Origin of the sequence: Streptomyces sp. NPDC059695 (assembly GCF_042733785.1) — a bacterium.
In the GTDB taxonomy this organism is placed as follows: domain Bacteria; phylum Actinomycetota; class Actinomycetes; order Streptomycetales; family Streptomycetaceae; genus Streptomyces.
Genome location: NZ_JBHWFF010000013.1, coordinates 204555 through 223245, shown reverse-complemented (window position 1 = coordinate 223245; position 18691 = coordinate 204555). Strand labels below are relative to the sequence as shown.

At 72.0% G+C, this 18691-nt stretch carries 18 protein-coding genes and 2 tRNA genes; 13 read left to right on the top strand and 7 right to left on the bottom strand.

What is annotated here, in order from left to right; genetic code table 11:
* From ACFV2S_RS18850 to ACFV2S_RS18840, 3 genes are all read left to right on the top strand, one after another.
* On the top strand, positions 1–1034 hold a 1034-nt coding region (locus tag ACFV2S_RS18850; protein ID WP_385559953.1), incomplete at its 5' end, for an AIM24 family protein.
* 11 nt (positions 1035–1045) lie between these two features.
* Positions 1046–1726, top strand: a complete 681-nt coding sequence (locus ACFV2S_RS18845) for an AIM24 family protein (protein ID WP_383797017.1) — start codon at positions 1046–1048, stop codon at positions 1724–1726.
* 19 nt (positions 1727–1745) lie between these two features.
* Entirely contained in the window at positions 1746–2501 is a 756-nt protein-coding gene (locus ACFV2S_RS18840; RefSeq protein ID WP_383797016.1) for an AIM24 family protein, read from the top strand.
* Between the two features lie 59 nt (positions 2502–2560).
* Here ACFV2S_RS18840 and ACFV2S_RS18835 read toward each other — a convergent pair whose 3' ends face one another.
* Positions 2561–3088 (bottom strand): NUDIX hydrolase, encoded by a 528-nt coding sequence (locus tag ACFV2S_RS18835; RefSeq protein ID WP_385559949.1) that lies wholly within the window; start codon positions 3086–3088, stop codon positions 2561–2563.
* Positions 3085–4506 (bottom strand): zinc-dependent metalloprotease, encoded by a 1422-nt coding sequence (locus ACFV2S_RS18830; RefSeq protein WP_383797014.1) that lies wholly within the window; start codon positions 4504–4506, stop codon positions 3085–3087. The genes ACFV2S_RS18835 and ACFV2S_RS18830 overlap by 4 nt, the downstream gene beginning before the upstream one ends.
* Before the next feature lie 214 nt (positions 4507–4720).
* On the opposite strand from ACFV2S_RS18830, the gene ACFV2S_RS18825 reads away from it, so the two are divergent.
* The 4 genes from ACFV2S_RS18825 to ACFV2S_RS18810 all read left to right on the top strand — a co-directional run bounded on the left by ACFV2S_RS18825 (position 4721) and on the right by ACFV2S_RS18810 (position 7948).
* Positions 4721–5830, top strand: a complete 1110-nt coding sequence (locus tag ACFV2S_RS18825; protein ID WP_385559945.1) for an SDR family oxidoreductase — start codon at positions 4721–4723, stop codon at positions 5828–5830.
* 85 nt (positions 5831–5915) lie between these two features.
* A complete protein-coding gene (locus ACFV2S_RS18820; RefSeq protein ID WP_385559942.1) occupies positions 5916–6377 on the top strand; it encodes a molybdenum cofactor biosynthesis protein MoaE in 462 nt (153 codons plus the stop codon).
* 282 nt (positions 6378–6659) lie between these two features.
* A complete protein-coding gene (locus ACFV2S_RS18815; protein ID WP_385559975.1) occupies positions 6660–6794 on the top strand; it encodes a hypothetical protein in 135 nt (44 codons plus the stop codon).
* A gap of 65 nt (positions 6795–6859) precedes the next feature.
* Positions 6860–7948 carry a PDZ domain-containing protein gene (locus tag ACFV2S_RS18810; protein ID WP_385559939.1) on the top strand — a complete coding sequence of 363 codons (1089 nt, stop codon included), beginning with the start codon at positions 6860–6862 and terminating at the stop codon, positions 7946–7948.
* A 65-nt stretch (positions 7949–8013) separates the two neighbouring features.
* Here the strand turns inward: ACFV2S_RS18810 and ACFV2S_RS18805 are convergent, their stop codons facing one another.
* Positions 8014–8565, bottom strand: coding sequence for a PPA1309 family protein (locus tag ACFV2S_RS18805; protein ID WP_385559936.1), 552 nt, complete (start codon positions 8563–8565; stop codon positions 8014–8016).
* A gap of 135 nt (positions 8566–8700) precedes the next feature.
* On the opposite strand from ACFV2S_RS18805, the gene ACFV2S_RS18800 reads away from it, so the two are divergent.
* From ACFV2S_RS18800 to ACFV2S_RS18785, 4 genes are all read left to right on the top strand, one after another.
* On the top strand, positions 8701–11604 hold the full coding sequence (locus tag ACFV2S_RS18800; RefSeq protein WP_385559933.1) for a UPF0182 family protein: 2904 nt from the start codon (positions 8701–8703) through the stop codon (positions 11602–11604).
* Positions 11605–11649: 45 nt separating this feature from the next.
* Positions 11650–11723 (top strand) — tRNA-Met (locus ACFV2S_RS18795).
* Positions 11724–11927: 204 nt separating this feature from the next.
* Complete coding sequence (locus tag ACFV2S_RS18790) at positions 11928–13895, top strand: sel1 repeat family protein (protein WP_385559930.1); 1968 nt, start codon at positions 11928–11930, stop codon at positions 13893–13895.
* 60 nt (positions 13896–13955) lie between these two features.
* Positions 13956–14029: transfer RNA gene (locus ACFV2S_RS18785), tRNA-Met, on the top strand.
* Between the two features lie 127 nt (positions 14030–14156).
* Here the strand turns inward: ACFV2S_RS18785 and ACFV2S_RS18780 are convergent.
* The gene (locus ACFV2S_RS18780; protein ID WP_385559927.1) at positions 14157–14576 is read right to left on the bottom strand and encodes a Fur family transcriptional regulator; all 420 of its coding nucleotides are present in this window, start codon (positions 14574–14576) and stop codon (positions 14157–14159) included.
* A 150-nt stretch (positions 14577–14726) separates the two neighbouring features.
* Between ACFV2S_RS18780 and ACFV2S_RS18775 the strand changes: the two genes are divergently transcribed.
* Positions 14727–16196 (top strand): catalase, encoded by a 1470-nt coding sequence (locus tag ACFV2S_RS18775; protein WP_385559924.1) that lies wholly within the window; start codon positions 14727–14729, stop codon positions 16194–16196.
* Between the two features lie 65 nt (positions 16197–16261).
* On the opposite strand, the gene ACFV2S_RS18770 is transcribed toward ACFV2S_RS18775, so the two are convergent.
* Positions 16262–16651, bottom strand: a complete 390-nt coding sequence (locus ACFV2S_RS18770; RefSeq protein ID WP_385559921.1) for a cyclic nucleotide-binding/CBS domain-containing protein — start codon at positions 16649–16651, stop codon at positions 16262–16264.
* Between the two features lie 175 nt (positions 16652–16826).
* Positions 16827–17636: a histidinol-phosphatase gene (gene hisN, locus ACFV2S_RS18765; RefSeq protein WP_383796786.1), complete on the bottom strand. Its 810-nt coding sequence runs from the start codon at positions 17634–17636 to the stop codon at positions 16827–16829.
* Positions 17637–17795: 159 nt separating this feature from the next.
* On the opposite strand from hisN, the gene ACFV2S_RS18760 reads away from it, so the two are divergent.
* Positions 17796–18431: a TetR/AcrR family transcriptional regulator gene (locus ACFV2S_RS18760; protein WP_385559917.1), complete on the top strand. Its 636-nt coding sequence runs from the start codon at positions 17796–17798 to the stop codon at positions 18429–18431.
* Here the strand turns inward: ACFV2S_RS18760 and ACFV2S_RS18755 are convergent.
* Entirely contained in the window at positions 18323–18646 is a 324-nt protein-coding gene (locus ACFV2S_RS18755; RefSeq protein WP_017236286.1) for a multidrug efflux SMR transporter, read from the bottom strand. The genes ACFV2S_RS18760 and ACFV2S_RS18755 overlap by 109 nt on opposite strands.
* Positions 18647–18691: the final 45 nt, after the last annotated feature.

Below are 18691 nucleotides of genomic sequence, written 5' to 3'. Positions count from 1 at the left end.
CCGCCCCGGCCCCCGCGCCCGCGTTCGGCGCGCCTCCGGCCCCGCCCGCGCCGGACCCGCCCGCGCCCGCGCAGCCGGTCCACACGGCGCCCACGATGGTCGCGCCGCTGGCCCCGACGGCCCCCGTGCCGCCGCCCGCGCCGGCCCCCGCCCCGTACGGGCAGCCGCCGCAGCAGCCGCAGTACGGCCAGGTCCCGGGACAGCCTCCCGCCCCGTACCCGGGGCAGGTCCCGGGCCAGGCACCCGCCCCGTACCCCGGTCAGGGACAGCCGCCGCAGGCCCCCTACGGGCAGCCCGCCCCCGGCCCGTACGGCCAGCAGCCCCCGGGGTACGGGCATCAGCCCGGCGTCCCGCAGGGCGCCCCGGCCACCGGAGCGGGGCTCGCCGCCGCGCTCGCCCCGTACAAGGAGACCGCCACCGGCGCCCGCTGGACCCCGCAGAACCAGCAGCTCATGCGGGTCGACCTCGCCATGGGCGGCGTCCCCGTCCTCGCCCGGCAGGGCTCCATGGTCATGTACCAGGGCAAGGTCGACTTCGGCTACAAGGGCGCGGGCTTCGCCGGCCGGATCGTCGGCAACGCCACCGGCCAGGAGATGCAGCTGATGCGCTGCACCGGCCGCGGCCAGGTCTTCCTCGCGGAGCAGGGAGCCCACCTGCACCCGATCGAGCTCCAGGGCGACGGCATCTGCGTCTCCGCGGAGAACGTCCTCGCGTTCGACGAGTCGCTGCAGTACGAGGTCCGCCGCATCGAGGGCCACGGCATCCCCGGCGGAGCCCTGTTCACCATGCAGTTCCAGGGCACCGGAACCGTCGTCGTGAAGACCCACGGCGTCCCCGTCGTCCTGCCCGTCACGCCGACGACCTTCGCCGACTGCAACGCCGTCGTCGCCTGGTCGTCCGCGTCCCAGGTCATCCTCTCCAGCCAGGTGCGGCTCCGCCGCAACGCCTACCCGGGCCACAGCGGGGAGACCGTGAACCTCCAGTTCCGGGGAGCCCCCGGCAACTTCATCGTCGTCCAGCCCTACGAGGTCTGAGGGAGCCCGTCATGAACCAGCAACTCGCGGGCTACGCCCCGACCCCCGTCGCGGCCCGGATGGAGAACCACGGCCGGACCATGCTCAAGGTCGCGATGGCCTCCGGCCAGGACCTGTACGCCCGGAGCGGCGCGATGGTCGCCTACGAGGGCTTCATCAGCTACGAGCCCAACCCGCCCGCCGTCCGCCAGGTCGCCCAGCAGTGGATGACCGGCGAGGGCGCGCCGCTCATGAAGTGCACCGGCGACGGGCTGCTCTACCTCGCCGACTACGGCGCCGACGTCGTCGTCATCAACCTCCAGAACGACTCGCTCTCCGTCAACGGCACCAACCTGCTCGCCTTCGACGCCCACCTCCAGTGGGGCGTCGAGCGGGTCAAGGGCCTCGCGAAGTTCGCCGGCCAGGGCCTGTTCAACGTGGAGATCGCCGGCACCGGATGGGTCGCGCTCACCTCGCGCGGCACGCCGATCGTCGTCGACTGCGGCCGCGGCGAGGACGAGACGTACGTCGACCCCGACGCGCTCGTCGCCTGGTCGCCCTCGCTCAAGGTCAAGGGCAAGCGCAGCTTCAAGGCGTCCTCCCTCATCGGGCGGGGCAGCGGCGAGGCATACCAGATGGCCTTCTCGGGCCAGGGCATCGTCGTCGTACAGCCGAGCGAGGACAGCACCGACCGCCTGCGGGTCCGGGGCTGAGGGGGAGCGAGAACACACCATGCAGAGCCCGCTTTTCAACCACGCCGAACAGCAGAGCCAGGAGCGGTACGTCATCCAGAACCCGCAGCTCCTGCGGGTCTCCCTGACCGGGCAGGACGACGTCCTCGCCCGCAAGGGCGCCATGGTCGCGTACCAGGGACTCGTCGACTTCGACGGCGAGTACAAGACCCCCAACCAGCGGCGCGCCCAGGCCCGCACCGGTGAGGGTCTCGACCTGATGCGCTGCTCGGGCCAGGGCACGGTCTACTTCGCCAACCTCGCCCAGCACGTCCACATCGTGGAGGTCGAGCAGGAGGGCCTGACCGTCGACAGCGCCTACGTCCTCGCGCTCGACTCGACGCTCCACACCGAGGTCATCGCCGTCGACAGCCAGTACGGCGTCTCCGGCTCCGGCAAGTACCAGCTCAACATCTCCGGCCGCGGCAAGGTCGCCCTGATGACCTCGGGGCAGCCGCTGATGATGCAGGTCACGCCCGACAAGTACGTCAGCGCCGACGCCGACGCCATCGTCGCCTGGTCCACCGGACTCCGCGTCCAGATGCAGGCGCAGACGACGAACTCCAGCGTCCGCCACCGCCGCGGGAACACCGGCGAGGGCTGGGAGCTCAGCTTCCTCGGACAGGGCTTCGCGCTCGTCCAGCCGAGCGAGGTCATGCCCCCGCAGAACGCCGCCATCGGACAGGGCATCGCCGCCCAGTTCGGCGCCGGCCAGCACGGCTCCCACGCCCAGAACCAGAACAACGCCTGGAACTGAGCACCCACGCGCGAGGGGCGGCCTCCACCGGAGACCGCTCCTCGCGCGTGTCCTGTCGGTCACGCCAGCCGCGCCAGCGTGCCCTTCAGCAGCTCCACCACCGACGTGTCGGCCACACCCGCCACGTCCTCGTACGCGAACCAGCGCAGGTCCAGCGACTCCTCGCTGATCTCCGCCACCGCGTCCGCCGGGGCCAGCGCCGCGTACTGCACGTCCAGGTGCCAGTGGCAGGGCGCCGGGATCGGATGCCGGTCCAGCCGCACCGGACCGCCCGGCAGCAGCGTCAGACCCGTGGCGATGCCCGACTCCTCGGCCGCCTCGCGCAGCGCGGCCGCCTCCAGCGTCGGGTCGCCCTCCTCGCAGTGGCCGCCCATCTGCAGCCACATGCCCAGCTTCTTGTGCAGGGTCAGCAGCACCCGCCCGCGCGAAGGGTCGACCACCAGCGCGCTGGAGGTCAGATGACCCGCCCCGCAGGGCTTGTACATGCCGTCCGGGTGCCGCGCGAGATGGTCCAGATAGACATCGCGCAGCTCCGGCTGGTCCTCGTACCCCTTCAGGACGAGGACCGCGTCGTCGTACAGGCTCACTTCTCGCCGTCCCCGCTCTCGGGGTTCTCGCCCTTGGCCGCCTCGCCGAGCATCTTGTCCAGCTCGGAGAAGTCCAGGTGCTCGCGGTGCACGAAGCCGTCGGGGTCGTCCAGGTCGGTCGCCGTCGGCAGCATGTCCGGGTGCTCCCACAGCCCGTCCCGGCCGTCGACCCCGCGCGCGTCCGTGAGCGAGGCCCACAGGCGCGCCGCGTCCCGCAGCCGGCGCGGACGCAGCTCCAGACCGATCAGCGTCGCGAAGGTCTGCTCGGCCGGACCGCCCGAGGCCCGGCGCCGCCGCAGCGTCTCGCGCAGCGCGTCCGCCGAGGTCAGCCGGGACTTCGCGGCCTCGTGGACCACCGCGTCCACCCAGCCCTCGACCAGCGCGAGCGCCGTCTCCAGACGGGCCAGGGCCGCCTTCTGCTCCGGAGTGTCCTCCGGCTGGAACATGCCCTGCTGGAGCGCCTCCTGAAGCTGCTCCGGATGCGTCGGGTCGAGCTGCCCGACGGCCTCCTCCAGCTTCGAGGTGTCGACCTTGATCCCGCGCGCGTACCCCTCGACCGCACCGAAGAGGTGCGCCCGCAGCCACGGCACGTGCGCGAAGAGACGCTGGTGCGCGGCCTCGCGCAGGGCCAGGTAGAGCCGCACCTCGTCCGAGGGCACGCCCAGGTCCTTGCCGAAGGCCTCGATGTTCAGCGGGAGCAGCGCGGCACGCCCGGCCGGGCCCAGCGGCAGGCCGACGTCCGTCGAGCCGACGACCTCACCGGCGAGCGCACCCACGGCCTGTCCGATCTGCTGGCCGAACATGGCGCCGCCCATGGACCGCATCATGCCGATCAGCGGGCCGGCCATGGCCTGCATCTCCTGCGGCAGGACGTCGCCCATCGCCGAGCCGACCCGCTCGGCGACCGGGTCCACGAGCTGCTGCCACGCCGGCAGCGTCGCCTCGACCCACTCCGCGCGGCTCCACGCCACCGCGATGCTCGCGCCCGAGGGCAGCGAGGTCACGCCGTCCAGCCACAGGTCGGCCAGGCGCACCGCCTCCTCGACCGCCGACTTCTCGGCCGGGCCCACGCTCGCGTCCTTGGTGCCGTCGGCCGTGCCCTGGGCCACCACCTGGCGCGCGATCTGCTTGGCCATGTCCCAGTTCACGGGACCGCCCTCGTAGCTGAGCATCTGCCCGAGCTGCTGGAAGGCCGCGCCCAGATCGTTGGGGTTCAGGTTGCCGAACATCGCGGCGAACGGATTGTCCGCGCCGCCGGGCCCGCCCATGCCGGGCAGCCCGCCGAAGCCGAACGGGTTCGCGCCGAACGGGTTGCCGCCGGACCCCTGGCCACCTCCGGCGGGGTCCTTCTTCTTGCCCTCGTCGCCGTTCTCCGGCTCCTCCGGCGGAAGGCCGAATCCGAATGGGGTGTCACTCACAGGTTTCCTCGGCTCGTAGGGCCGCCGGCCTCCTGCCGACGGCGACTGCCCGACCAGGGCCTGTCCAGACAGGCCCCGCACACCACCAGCGTAGACATCCGGGCCGGAAATGGGCTCGGTGCTCCGCCGGGCCGTGCCCTGCGGCAGGATGGACGCCACCTGGTCCGTACGCGTCACGCGCGTCCGTACTGAAGACAACCGCTGGAGACGCCCGGTGAGTTCCCCAGATCCACAGGTTCGCGCAGCGCGAAACCCCTCAACCCGGTCCGCCGCGCGCGGCCCCGTCGTCGCGGTCACCGGCGCCGCTTCCGGCGTCGGTGACCTGCTGACCAGGCGCCTCGCGGCCTCCGAGGAGATCAAGCGGGTCGTCGCCATCGACGAGCGCCGGGGCGACGTCGCCGAGGCGCAGTGGCACATCCTCGACGTGCGCGACCCGGCCATCGCCGAGAAGCTGCGCGGCGCGGACGTCGTCGTGCACCTCGCCGTCGACCTCGACCTGGAGACCGACCCCGCCGCCCGGACGGCCTACAACGTGCGCGGCACCCAGACCGTCCTGACGGCCGCCGCGGCGGCCGGGGTCCACCGGGTGGTGCTCTGCACCTCGGCCATGGTCTACGGCGCCCTGCCGGACAACGACATCCCGCTCTCCGAGGACGCCGAGCTCAGGGCGACGGCCGAGGCCACCGGCGTCGGCGACCTGCTGGAGATCGAGCGCCTCGGCCGCCGTGCCCCCCGCGCCCACCCCGGCCTGCACGTCACCGTCGTCCGCCCCGCCGTCCTCGTCGGCGGTACGGACACGGCGCTCACCCGCTACTTCGAGTCGCCCCGGCTGCTCGTCGTCGCCGGGTCCCGGCCCACCTGGCAGTTCTGCCACGTCGAGGACCTGGTGAGCGCCCTGGAGTACGCGGCCCTGGAGAAGGTCGACGGGGAGTTCGCCGTCGGGTGCGAGGGGTGGCTGGAGCAGGAGGAGGTCGAGGAGCTCTCCGGGATCCGGCGCATGGAGCTGCCCTCCGCGGTCGCCCTCGGCACGGCGGCCCGCCTGCACCGGATCGGGCTCACCCCGTCCCCGGCGGGCGACCTCGCCTACACCATGCACCCGTGGGTGGTGAGCGTCGGACGGCTGCACGACGCCGGCTGGCGCCCGAAGTGGACGAACGAGGAGGTCCTCGCCGCGCTTCTGGAGGAGGCCGAGGGCCGCCACACCGTCGCCGGACGCCGCCTGGGCCGCAAGGACGCGACGGCGGCCGGCGCGGCCGGTGCGACCGTGGCACTGCTCGGCACGGCGGCGCTGGTCCGGCAGATGCGGAAGCGGCGGGGCCTGTAGCTTGTAGGACCCTCCTACGGCCGGACGCGCGCACAGGTCGAAAGGTCCCTTACCGGATGCCGGAGCCGTGCGGCACCATGGGCGCATGGCGCAGACGCACGACCACCCCGGCGAGCAGGCAGCGGACGACCCGATCAAGCTGCTCGCGATCCGTGACACCCCGCTCTCGGTCGACGAGGTCTTCCGGGCCGTCGGAGACGACGCCTCCGGCGGCACCACCCTCTTCGTCGGCACCGTGCGCAACCACGACGGCGGCGCGGACGTGGACGCGCTGGGCTACTCCTGCCACCCGATCGCCGGGGAGGAGCTCCGCCGGGTCGCCGAGAAGGTCGTCGCGAACTACCCGGTCCGCGCCCTGGCCGCCGTCCACCGCGTCGGCGACCTGCGCGTGGGGGACATCGCGGTCGTCGTCGCCGTCTCCTGCCCGCACCGCGCCGAGGCCTTCGAGGCCTGCCGGAAGCTGATCGACGACCTCAAGCACGAGGTCCCGATCTGGAAGCACCAGACGTTCTCGGACGGCACGGAGGAGTGGGTCGGCGCCTGCTGAGCCGTCGCCCCGGCTGCGGGTCCCCCGGCCGGAGGCCGGGGAGGGGGAGCCCGCCGGGCGGGGCAAGGCGACGCGCCGACACGGCGTAGCCGAACGCCCGATTTGCGTAACCGCCCCCCACGCGCGAGCGTTGATCCCACAGATGACACAGTCTGCTGATCAACTCACTGGGGATGGGAGGTCGGGATGGCAGCGCTGGCCTGGTTGCTGATTCCGCTTTTCGCAGTCGTCGGCGCGGCGATATGGGGAAGCTGGGCTTCGAGGAACAAGACCATAGGTGACGTGGCGGAACTCGCCGGCTACGCACGCTTCCGGGACGCCATGGAGCGCGCCCACACGACCACCGTCGATCCCGCCCGTACGGAGCGCGAACCGGCCGCGACGGCCTCCGCCGTCACCACCTCTCCCTCGGGCTGACACGGGCCGCCCCGTACGGACCGCCCCAGGGGTGCACTCACAGTCGGGTCCCGTACTGTCGTTCCATGCCACGCCGCACCGCGACGATGCTCGCCTCCACGCTGGTCCTGATCTGTCTGCTCATCGCGGGCGTTCTGATCCCGGTGCCGTACGCGGAGATGAGCCCCGGGCCCACGGTCAACACCCTCGGCGAGGCCAGGGGAGAGCCGGTCCTCCACATCTCGGGGCGCAAGACCTACCCGACCGACGGCCACCTCAACATGACGACGGTCCGCGTCACCAGCGCGGACTACAAGATGAACGCCGTCGAGGCCGTCTACGGATGGCTGGCCCACGACAACGTGGTGGTGCCGCACGACACCCTCTACCCGGACGGCAAGACCGAGGAGCAGTCGAGCCAGGAGAACGCCGAGGAGTTCAGCCAGTCCCAGGAGAGCGCCAAGGTGGCGGCCCTCGGGGAGCTGGGCATCCCGGTGGTCGCCCGGGTCGTCGTCGCGACGGTCGTCAAGGGCGCCCCGGCCGAGGGCAAGCTGCACGCCGGAGACGTGATCAAGGCCGTCGACGGCGTGCCGGTCAAGGAGCAGAGCGACGTCGCCAAGCAGGTGACGAAGCGCAAGCCCGGCCAGGACGTCGAGTTCACGATCGTCCCCGCCAAGGAGGCTGCCGCCGCCGAGAAGGCCCGCAAGGAGCCCACCGTCACCAGGAAGGTGGTCATCAGGACCACCACGTCGGAGGAGGGCGACCGGGCCGTCGTCGGCATCCAGGCCGGCACCGACCACGTCTTCCCGTTCACGATCGACATCAACCTGGCCGACGTCGGCGGCCCCAGCGCCGGTCTCATGTTCGCCCTCGGCATCGTCGACAAGCTGACCCCGGACAGCCTCACCGGCGGCCGGTTCATCGCCGGCACCGGCACCATCGACGACAAGGGCGAGGTCGGCCCGATCGGCGGCATCGAGATGAAGCTGGTCGGCGCGCGCGACGCGGGCGCCGAGTACTTCCTCACCCCGGCCGACAACTGCGAGTCCGCCGCGGCCGACACCCCGGACGGACTGACCCTGATCAAGGTCGACACCATCGACGACGCCACGAAGTCCCTGGAGAAGCTCCGCAAGGGCGACACGGCGTCGCTGCCGAGCTGCTCCCGGAGCTGAGCCGGTCCGTATGCGAAGGGGCGCCCGGTCACCGACCGGGCGCCCCTTCCTCGTACGGGAGCGGCTCAGCTCTCGAAGGTGGCCGCCAGCGCCTCGGCGAGGCCGGGCACCAGGTCGGGGCCGGTCAGCACCTCGGTCGCGGAGTCCTTCTCGCGCAGCCGGATCGCCGCCTCGCGGGTGCCGTTCCGCAGCACCGCCACGGTCATCCGGACCTCCTGGCGGTCCGGGTGCGCGGCGACCCACTTGGCGAGCTGCTTCTCGCCCAGGCCCTGGGGGACCTGGGCCTCGGCCGACGGGGGCAGCATGAGCCGCTCCACGGTCAGGGCGCAGCCGGCCACGGCGGCGGGCCAGGCGATCGTGCCGAGGAACTCGTCGAGGGCCTTGCCGCGCGGCAGCTTGTCCTGCTCGATCGGGGTGTAGGCGGTGGCGTCGTCGCCCAGGCCGAGCTGGGAGGCGAGCTTGGGCTCCTGGGCGCGCAGCCGAGCGGTGTCGACGAGGGCGAACAGGCGGGCGGGCTGGTCCCAGCCGAGGCCCGACGCGTACTCGTCGATCTCGAGCACGGCGCGGGTGAGGGGGCTCGCGGCCATGGCCGGGCCGGAGGGGGAAAGGTTGGACATGACCAATATCCTGCCTCCTCTTCCCCCGAAGACGGGAACTAGGTAAAGCCTCAGTAAGTTGCACCAGTGGGCTCTACGATCGCGGGGCCTGCTTTCAGACGCATCAACATCGAGGGGCGCACGTTGGCTTTCCAGATGCCGGACCGTGGCCAAGGCCCGTCCGGGCCGAGGGTGAGAGTCGGCCGGCCGTCCCGGCGGGCCCGCACCCTGCTCATGACACTCGGGGTGCTGGCCGTCCTGGCCATGGCGTTCGTGATGTTCGCCGGGTTCTGGACGGACTGGCTCTGGTACCGCTCGGTCGAGTACTCGTCCGTGTTCACCACCACCCTGTGGACCAAGATCGGCCTCTTCGCGGTCTTCGGCCTGCTGATGGGGCTCGCCGTCGGCTTCAACATCTGGCTGGCGTACCGGCTGCGGCCGCCGCTCAGCGCGATGTCGCTGGAGCAGCAGAGCCTCGACCGGTACCGGATGGGTCTCGCCCCCTTCAAGAAGTGGGTGCTCCTCGCGGTCGCCGCCCTGGTGGCCCTGATCGCCGGCGCGTCCGCGTCGGGTCAGTGGCGCACCTGGCTCATGTGGGTCAACGGGGTGAAGTTCGGCCAGAAGGACCCGCAGTTCGGCCTCGACGTGTCGTTCTACGCCTTCGACCTGCCCTGGTACCGCTTCCTGCTGGCCTTCGGCTTCGCCGCCGCCGTGCTGTCGCTGATCGCCGCCGCGCTCACGCACTACCTGTACGGCGGGCTGCGGGTCACCAGCCCGGGCGCGCGTGCCACCGCCGCGGCCACCGGGCACCTCTCGGTGCTGCTCGGCCTCTTCGTCGCGCTCAAGGCCGTCGCGTACTGGCTCGACCGGTACGGCCTGGCGGTGAAGTCCAGTGACTTCAAGGCCACCGGCAACTGGACGGGCCTGCGGTACGTCGACGCCAACGCCTACCTGCCGGCGAAGACCATCCTGTTCTGCATCGCGATCATCTGCGCGCTGCTGTTCTTCGCGACGCTCTGGCGCCGCACCTGGCAGCTGCCGGTGATCGGCTTCGGCCTGATGGTCCTCTCCGCGATCCTGATCGGCGGCCTCTACCCGGCCATCGTGCAGAAGTTCCAGGTCCAGCCGAACGAGCAGGCCAAGGAAGCGCAGTACATCCAGAAGAACATCGACGCGACCCGCAAGGCGTACGCGATCGACGGGACGAAGCCGGAGAACTACTCGGGCAAGTCGACGGTCAAGGCCAAGAGCCAGCTGCGCTCCGACGCCGACACGGCCGCCAGCTACCGCGTCCTCGACCCGAACATCGTGTCGCCGACGTTCCAGCAGCTGGAGCAGAAGCGGAAGTACTACCAGTTCCCGACGACCCTGGACGTGGACCGCTACAACGGCAAGGACACCGTCGTCGGCCTGCGCGAGCTCAACATCAAGGGCATCCCGAAGCGGAACTGGATCAACGACCACTTCACCTACACCCACGGCTACGGCGCGATCATGGCCTCGGGCACGACCACGGACGCCAACGGCTCCCCGGTCTTCACCGAGTCCGGACTGCCGACGACCGGCACCCTGGGCACGTACCAGCAGCGGATCTACTACGGCGAGAAGACCGACCAGTACTCGATCGTGGGCGGCCCGCAGAAGGAGCTGGACTACGAGGAGAACGGCGAGAAGACCACCAGCTACAAGGAGAAGAGCGGCGTCAGCCTCTCCAACACCTTCAACCGCGCCGCGTACGCGGTGGCCTTCAGCGAGCCGCAGATCCTCTACTCGGGAGCCATCGGCGACGGTTCGCGGATCCTGTACAACCGCACGCCCAAGGAGCGCGTCGAGGCCGTCGCGCCCTGGCTGACCATCGACGGCGACGCCTACCCGGCGGTCGTCGAGGGCCGGATCCAGTGGATCGTCGACGCCTACACGACGACCAACGGCTACCCGTACGCCTCGCGCACCACGCTCGGCGACACCACGGCCGACTCGCTGACCGTCGGCAACCAGCAGCGCACGGTCGTCGCCCAGCAGAACCAGGTCAACTACATCCGCAACTCGGTCAAGGCCACCGTCGACGCCTACGACGGCACGGTGAAGCTCTACGAGTGGGACACCCAGGACCCGGTCCTGAAGACCTGGATGAAGGCCTTCCCCGGCACGGTCCAGCCGAAGGCCGAGATCAAGGGCGACCTGCTGAAGCACCTGCGCTACCCGCAGGACATGTTCAAGGTCCAGCGCGAGCTGCTGACCCGCTACCACGTCACCGACCCCGCGCAGTTCTACAGCGGCTCGGACGCCTGGCAGGTGCCGGACGACCCGACCAACAAGGACGGCAACGCGGTCCCGCCGTACTACCTGAGCATGAAGATGCCCGGGGACACGGCGCAGCGCTTCTCGCTGACGACGACGTTCACGCCGAACGGGCGGCCCAACCTGGGTGCCTTCATGGCGGTCGACGCCGACGCCACCAGCAAGGAGTACGGCCGGCTGAGACTGCTGCGGGTCACCGAGGACGTCCCGGGCCCGGCCCAGGTGCAGAGCAAGCTCAACGGTCTGCCCTCCGTGGCCACCTTCGTCCGGGACATGAAGGGCGCCGACTCGGACATCCAGTACGGCAACCTGCTGACCGTTCCGCTGGACGGCGGGTTCCTGTACGTGGAGCCGGTGTACGCCCAGGGACGCAACGCGCTCTACCCGCTCCTGAAGAAGGTCGCGGTGTCGTACGTGGACGCCGACCAGCCGGACGGTGACACGACCAAGGACACCACGGTGTTCGAGGACAACCTCACCAAGGCGCTCAACGCGGTCTTCGGGGTGGAGGCGCCCACGACGCCGACGACCCCGCCGGGCACCACGCAGCCGCCCGGCACGACCCAGCCGCCGGCGTCGAACGACGCCGCGCTGCAGCAGGCGATCGCCGACGCCCAGAAGGCCTACGACGCGGGCGAGACCGCTCTGCAGAAGGGTGACTGGACCGCGTACGGCAAGGCCCAGGAGGACCTCCAGGCGGCGCTGGAGCGGGCCGCCGAGGCCGGTGCGAAGCTGAAGAACCCGGGGTCAGGCGGCTGACCTGAGGTTTTCCGTCCCCGCGTCGTGATACTGTGGTTTCACCGACGCGGGGTGGAGCAGCTCGGTAGCTCGCTGGGCTCATAACCCAGAGGTCGCAGGTTCAAATCCTGTCCCCGCTACTCAGAGGACAAGGGCCCGGATCCATAAGGATCCGGGCCCTTGTCGTGTGTCGGCGTGCCGGGGGGTGCCGAAGAGCGGTAGGGAAGGGGCGAGTTGGCGTGAGTCGTGTTTGACTTGTCTCTCTGTGGGCATGTCGACAAAACGCTGAGTGACCTCACTGGCTGCGGTATACCAGGTGTGCTCGGGTTGCGGGTGGTGCGACGATGGTATTTATGGGGGACAGGGCAACTCTGTTGGAGACAGGGCGGTTTGTGCAGCGGCATGCCAGAAACGCCGCAGACGAGATCATCGAGGCAGTAGGGGCCGTCGATGCGGCCGTCGACACCACCGCCGAGACCGACGCCGAGAACGAGACCGAGACCGAGGCCCGTCACCGGCGGGCCGCCGAGCGCGGCGACCTCGCCTCGATGAGCGCCCTCGGCGCGCTGCTGCTGCGCCGCGGCGACCTCGACGGCGCCGAGCCCTTCCTGCGCGGCGCCACGGCCGAGGGGGACCGGGCCGCCGCCAACAACCTGGGCGTCCTGCTCCACCAGCGCGGATACGCCGAGGAGGCGGCCGGCTGGTGGCGGGTCGCCGCCGTCGCCGGCTCCGCGCCCGCCGCACACGCCCTCGGCCGCCACCACCGCGAGCGCGGCGACGAGCCCGCCGCCGAGTACTGGCTGCGCCAGGCCGCGGAGCAGGGCCACGCCCTCGGCGCGTACGCCCTCGCCGACCTCCTGGAGCACCGCAGCGACGTCGGCGCCGAGCGCTGGCTGCGCGCCGCCGCCGAGCAGGGCCACCGCGAGGCCGCCTACCGCCTCGCCCTCGCGCTGGAGCGCCGCGCCACCGAGACCACCCGCGGACCGCACGAGACCGGCACCCGGCTCCGGGTCCCCGGCACCCGCGCGGTCGTGGCCCCCGGCGGCGCCGCGACCGGCACCGGGGCGGCCGTCGCAGGGCCGCCGGCCGGAGAGGTCACGGGCGAGGCCACCGAGGCCGAGCAGTGGTTCCGGCAGGCCGCCGCGCGCGGCCACCGGCGGGCCGCGCTCCACCTGGGCGCCATCCTGGAGCACCGCGGCGAGCTCAAGGAGGCCGGGCGCTGGTACCTCAGCTCCGCCAAGGAGGGCGAGGCGAAGGCCGCCTGCGCCCTCGGCTTCCTGCTCCGCGACGCGGGCGACGAGGAGAGCGCCGCCGTGTGGTGGCTGCGGGCCGCCCAGGACGGCGACGGGAACGCCGCCAACGCCCTCGGCGCCCTGCACGCCGCCCGGGGCGAGCAGCAGACCGCCGAGCGCTGGTACCGGGCCGCCATGGACGCCGGTGACGTGAACGGCGCCTACAACCTCGGGCTGCTCTGCGCCGCCCAGGACCGCATCCCGCAGGCCGAGCAGTGGTACCGGCGGGCCGCCTACGCGGGCCACCGAGAGGCGGCCAACGCGCTCGCCGTGCTGCTCCTCCAGGCCGGCGACGCCAACGGCGCCGAGCCCTGGTTCTCCAAAGCCGCCGAGGCCGGCAGCGTGGACGCCGCCTTCAACCTGGGCATCCTGCACGCCGGCCGCGACGACGACCGCACGGCCCTGGTCTGGTACGAGCGGGCCGCGGCCGCCGGGCACACCGAGGCAGCCCTCCAGGTCGGCATCGCCGCCCTGCGGGACGGCGACGAGCGGACCGCCGAGCGGCACCTGCGGTGCGCGGCCGGCGGCGGCAGCGCCGAGGCCGCCTTCCGGCTCGCCTCGGTGCTCGACGCGCGCCGCCCCGAGCCCGGCCCCGCCGTGCTCGGCGCGCCCCGCGAGGAGAAGTCCGAGTGCGAGGAGTGGTACGAGCGGGCCGCCCAGCAGGGGCACCGGCGCGCCCAGGTGCGGGTCGGGATGCTCGCGGCCGGACGCGGCGACCTCGCCGAGGCCGACCGCTGGTACCGCGAGGCCGCCGAGGCGGGCAGCCGCAACGGCGCCTTCAACCTCGGGCTGCTCCTCGCGCGTGAGGGCAGCGAGCGGGAGGCCGCGCTCTGGTGGACGCGGGCGGCCCGGGCCGGCCACGGCCGCGCCGCGCTCCGGCTCGCGCTGCTCGCGGCGCGCCGGGGCGAGCTCACCGAGGGGCGCCGCTGGTGCGACCGGGCGGTGGAGCTGGGTCCGGCGGAGGTCGCCGAGCGGGCGGCCCGGCTGAGCGAGGCGCTGCACCAGGAGCTCACGGCCTAGCGCTGGTGCGTTAACGGATTTGCGCTGGTGACGGGGGTCCCGTAGAGTCGGGTTCACCGACGCGGGGTGGAGCAGCTCGGTAGCTCGCTGGGCTCATAACCCAGAGGTCGCAGGTTCAAATCCTGTCCCCGCTACTCAGTAGCAAACGAAGGCCCGGATCCGTTCACTGGATCCGGGCCTTCGTCGTGTGCGCGTGTGCGGGTGCACCGTGCGAAGAAGCCCCCGCCGGAGCGGGGGCTCGTCCTGAGGGGTCGTGGGCCGTCAGGCCGTCGTGGCGCAGCTCGGGCAGATGCCCCGGTAGGTGACCTCGACGTTCGAGATGGTGAAGCCGAACCGCTCGCCGTCCGGCAGGTCGGCCAGCGGGTCGCCGGCCGGGTGCACGTCGCGGATCGCGCCGCAGCGGCCGCAGACCAGGTGCTGGTGGGGCCGGTGGGCGTTGGGGTCGTACCGCTTGGCGCGTCCGTCGGTGGCGACCTCGATGACCTCGCCGAGGGTGACCATCTCGCCCAGTGTGTTGTACACGGTGGCGCGCGAGATCTCGGGCAGCTTCGCGACGGCGCGTGCGTGGACCTCGTCGGCGGTCAGGTGCACATGGTCACCGTCGAGGACCTCGGCCACGACGCGCCGCTGCGCGGTCATCCGCCAGCCGCGGCCGCGCAGTCGTTCCAACAGGTCACTCATGAGGGTCAGCCTAACAGTCGGGGGAGCAGGCTCCCGAACCGGTGTGACTTTAGAAGTTCACTTGACTTAGACATTGTCCATTGTAGGATCGGAACCGGCACTGGCGAGGGCCCCACGGGGGCCCCGGCAGAGGGACAGGACACGCAGGACATGACGCAGGAGGCGCACGTGACGCAGGGACCGCTCACCACGGAGGCCGGAGCTCCGGTCGCCGACAACCAGAACAGCGAGACCGCGGGCGTCGGTGGTCCGGTCCTCGTCCAGGACCAGCTCCTCCTGGAGAAGCTCGCCCACTTCAACCGTGAGCGCATCCCGGAGCGCGTCGTCCACGCGCGCGGTGCGGGCGCCTACGGCACGTTCACGGTGACCCGGGACGTCTCGCAGTGGACGCGCGCCGCGTTCCTCTCCGAGGTCGGCAAGGAGACCGAGACCTTCCTGCGCTTCTCCACCGTCGCGGGCAACCTCGGCGCGGCGGACGCCGTGCGCGACCCCCGCGGCTGGGCGCTGAAGTTCTACACCGAGGAGGGCAACTACGACCTCGTCGGCAACAACACCCCGGTGTTCTTCATCAAGGACGCCATCAAGTTCCCCGACTTCATCCACACCCAGAAGCGCGACCCGTACTCGGGCTCGCAGGAGGCGGACAACGTCTGGGACTTCTGGGGCCTCTCCCCGGAGTCGACCCACCAGGTCACGTGGCTCTTCGGCGACCGCGGCATCCCCGCCTCGTACCGCCACATGAACGGCTACGGCTCGCACACGTTCCAGTGGAACAACGAGGCCGGCGAGGTCTTCTGGGTCAAGTACCACTTCAAGACCGACCAGGGCATCAAGAACCTCACCCAGGACGAGGCCAACCGCCTCGCCGGCGAGGACCCGGACTCGCACCAGCGCGACCTGCGCGAGGCCATCGAGCGCGGCGACTTCCCGACCTGGACCGTGCAGGTCCAGATCATGCCCGCGGCCGACGCGGCGGCCTACCGCTTCAACCCGTTCGACCTCACCAAGGTGTGGCCGCACGAGGACTACCCGCCGATCGAGATCGGCCGGCTGGAGCTCAACCGCAACCCGGAGAACATCTTCGCCGAGGTCGAGCAGTCGATCTTCAGCCCCGCGCACTTCGTGCCGGGCATCGGTCCCTCCCCGGACAAGATGCTCCAGGGCCGTCTCTTCGCGTACGGCGACGCCCACCGCTACCGCGTCGGCATCAACGCCGACCACCTGCCGGTGAACCGGCCGCACGCCACCGAGGCGCGCACCCACGCGCGGGACGGCTTCCTCTACGACGGCCGTCACAAGGGCGCCAAGAACTACGAGCCGAACAGCTTCGGCGGCCCGCGCCAGACGGACCGGCCGCTCTGGGTCGGCTCGGCGGTCACCGGCGCGACCGGCGACCACGCCGCCCCCTCGCACGCCGAGGACAGCGACTTCACGCAGGCGGGCGACCTCTACCGCCTGATGTCCGAGGGTGAGAAGGGCCGTCTCGTGGAGAACCTGGCGGGCTTCATCGCCAAGGTCTCGCGCGACGACATCGCCGAGCGCGCGATCGACAACTTCCGCCAGGCGGACGGTGACTTCGGCAAGCGGCTGGAGGCCGCGGTCCAGGCCCTGCGCGGCTGAGGGCGCCTGCCGTAGGCAGAGGGCGGGCCGGACTTCCGTACGGAGTCCGGCCCGCCCTCGCGTGCTCAGCCGGCGACGCTGTGCACCGGGATCCAGCAGCGGATGATGTCGCGCACGGAGACGACGCCGACGGGTCCGCGGTCGTCGAGGACGACGAGGTGGCGGAAGCCGCCGCGCGTCATGGCCTCGGCCGCCTCCGCCAGGGTCCAGGCGGGCGCGGCGAAGACGACGTCACGGGTGGTGTGGGAGCCGGCGGTCTCCTGGTCGGGGTCCTGGTCCCGGGCGAGGGAGTTCAGGATGTCGCGCTCGGTGAGGATCCCGAGCCCGCCGGCGTCGGTGTCGAGGACGACGGCGGCGCCGACGCGGCGCGCCGACATCAGCCGGGCCGCCTGTCGGAGGGTGTGGGCGGGGCCGATGGTGAGGACCACCGTGCTCATGGCGTCACGGACGAGCATGGACGGAGCCACCTCCTTGGTGAACCCTCCCCGCCTTCGACGAGAACGAATTCACAAGTTCACAAGTGGGGGGGGCTCTCAGAGTGGCACCGGGGGAAGGGCCCGACAAGGGGGCGCGCGAGGCACCCCCGGGCGTGCGACGGGGCGCTCGGCTCCCCCACGCGCCGCGGGGCACTCAGTCCTGGGCGTTCTCCTGGTTCAGGTAGCCGAGCAGCTCCCCGTGGAGGAGGCCGTTCGACGCCGCCGCGTTTCCGCTGTGCGGGCCGTGGCGGCCGTCGAGACCCGTGTACGTGCCGCCGGCCTCCTGGACCACGATCGCGACCGCGGCCATGTCCCACAGCGAGAGCTCCGGCTCCGCGCAGATGTCCACGGAACCCTCCGCGACCATCATGTACGGCCAGAAGTCGCCGTACGCCCGGGTCCGCCAGCACGCGCGCGTGAGGTCGAGGAAGCCGTCGAGGCGGCCCTGCTCCTCCCAGCCGCTCAGCGAGGAGTACGCGAAGGAGGCGTCCGACAGGGACGCGACCTTCGAGACGCCGAGCCGGGTCGCGGAGGCCAGGCTGCGGCCCGTGTACGCACCGAGCCCCTTCGCCGCCCACCAGCGCCGGCCGAGCGCCGGGGCGGACACCACGCCCACCACCGGCTGGAACCCGGTCTCGCCGGCCTCCATCAGCGCGATCAGGGTCGCCCACACCGGCACCCCGCGCACGTAGTTCTTCGTGCCGTCGATCGGGTCGATCACCCAGCGGCGCGGGCCGGTGCCCTCCACGCCGTACTCCTCGCCGAGGATCGCGTCGCGCGGCCTCGCGCGCTGGAGCTGGCCGCGGATCAGCTCCTCCGCCGCCTTGTCCGCCTCGCTCACCGGAGTCATGTCCGGCTTCGTCTCGACCTGGAGGTCGAGCGCCTGGAATCGGTCCATGGTGGCCGCGTCGGCGGCATCCGCGAGGACGTGGGCGAGACGCAGATCATCGTGGTAGTCGGCCATGCCCGGCACTCTATCCCCGAGCCGGGAGCCCCCGCGGAACCGTCCACGGCCACCGCCCCTGACGGTCGGCACTCGCCCCGGACGGTGCGTACCCGCCCTTGACAGGCCGTGGGCGTCTGCCGACGCTGAGCGGAGAACCGTTCCCTCCCGGAGGTGAGGATGGCGAACGCCCGCGAGGCCCTGCTGGACGCCGCGCTCGCCCAGCTCGGGCACCGCCCGTGGTCCGCCGTGCGGATGGCCGACCTCGCCGCCGCCGCCCGGGTCTCCCGGCAGACCCTCTACAACGAGTTCGGCTCCAAGGACGGACTGGCCCGCGCGCTGGTGCGGCGGGAGGCCGACGCCTACCTCCAGGGCGTCCGGCGCCTGCTCGCCGCCCCGGGCCCGCCGGAGCGCAACCTCGTCGCCGTCGCCGAGTGGATCGTCGCCCGCGCCGCCGTCCGCCCGCTGCTGCGGGCCCTGCTCACCGGAGCCTGGAACGAGCGGCTGCCGCAGCCCCGGCCGGCCCGCCCCGGCGCCCGTCCCGCCCCCGTCCCCGCTCAGCGGCGCGCCGATCTGGGGCCGCCCGCGCCCGGCGAGCTCGTGGCGGAGACGGCGGCCTGCGCGGGGGAGGGCTGGGCGGCCGGCTGTGAACTCGCCGTACGCGTCGCCCTCAGTCATGTCGTCGCACCGGCCCTGCCGGTGGACGCTCAGTGCGCCGAGCCGGAGAGCTGGAGCCCGATGACGCCCGCGATCACCAGGCTGATCGAGACGATCTTGAGCGTGGAGACCACGTCGCCGAGGAAGACCATGCCGTAGATCGCCGTCCCGGCCGCGCCGATCCCGGTCCACACCGCGTACGCAGGACCCACGTCGAGTTTCCGCAGAGCCAGCGTGAGCAGACCGAAGCTGCCCAGCGCGAAGGCCGCGAAGGCGATCGTCGGCCACAGCCGGGTGAAACCGTGCGAGAGCTTCAGGCAGACCGCGAAACCCGTCTCCAGGATCCCCGCGATCACCACCAGCAGCCACGCCATCGTCAGTGCCTCCCACGCCGTCGGTGACTGCTTCGTCGCACTTGG

What these genes read in the sequence shown, in the direction of transcription:
- ACFV2S_RS18775 (WP_385559924.1), top strand. Translation starts at nt 14,727, where the DNA reads ATGACGCAGGAGGCGCACGTGACGCAGGGACCGCTCACCACGGAGGCC.
- ACFV2S_RS18805 (WP_385559936.1), bottom strand. Translation starts at nt 8,565, where the DNA reads ATGTCCAACCTTTCCCCCTCCGGCCCGGCCATGGCCGCGAGCCCCCTC.
- hisN (WP_383796786.1), bottom strand. Translation starts at nt 17,636, where the DNA reads ATGGCCGACTACCACGATGATCTGCGTCTCGCCCACGTCCTCGCGGAT.
- ACFV2S_RS18760 (WP_385559917.1), top strand. Translation starts at nt 17,796, where the DNA reads ATGGCGAACGCCCGCGAGGCCCTGCTGGACGCCGCGCTCGCCCAGCTC.
- ACFV2S_RS18845 (WP_383797017.1), top strand. Translation starts at nt 1,046, where the DNA reads ATGAACCAGCAACTCGCGGGCTACGCCCCGACCCCCGTCGCGGCCCGG.
- ACFV2S_RS18790 (WP_385559930.1), top strand. Translation starts at nt 11,928, where the DNA reads ATGGTATTTATGGGGGACAGGGCAACTCTGTTGGAGACAGGGCGGTTT.
- ACFV2S_RS18840 (WP_383797016.1), top strand. Translation starts at nt 1,746, where the DNA reads ATGCAGAGCCCGCTTTTCAACCACGCCGAACAGCAGAGCCAGGAGCGG.
- ACFV2S_RS18810 (WP_385559939.1), top strand. Translation starts at nt 6,860, where the DNA reads ATGCCACGCCGCACCGCGACGATGCTCGCCTCCACGCTGGTCCTGATC.
- ACFV2S_RS18800 (WP_385559933.1), top strand. Translation starts at nt 8,701, where the DNA reads ATGCCGGACCGTGGCCAAGGCCCGTCCGGGCCGAGGGTGAGAGTCGGC.
- ACFV2S_RS18755 (WP_017236286.1), bottom strand. Translation starts at nt 18,646, where the DNA reads ATGGCGTGGCTGCTGGTGGTGATCGCGGGGATCCTGGAGACGGGTTTC.
- ACFV2S_RS18820 (WP_385559942.1), top strand. Translation starts at nt 5,916, where the DNA reads ATGGCGCAGACGCACGACCACCCCGGCGAGCAGGCAGCGGACGACCCG.
- ACFV2S_RS18770 (WP_385559921.1), bottom strand. Translation starts at nt 16,651, where the DNA reads ATGCTCGTCCGTGACGCCATGAGCACGGTGGTCCTCACCATCGGCCCC.
- ACFV2S_RS18780 (WP_385559927.1), bottom strand. Translation starts at nt 14,576, where the DNA reads ATGAGTGACCTGTTGGAACGACTGCGCGGCCGCGGCTGGCGGATGACC.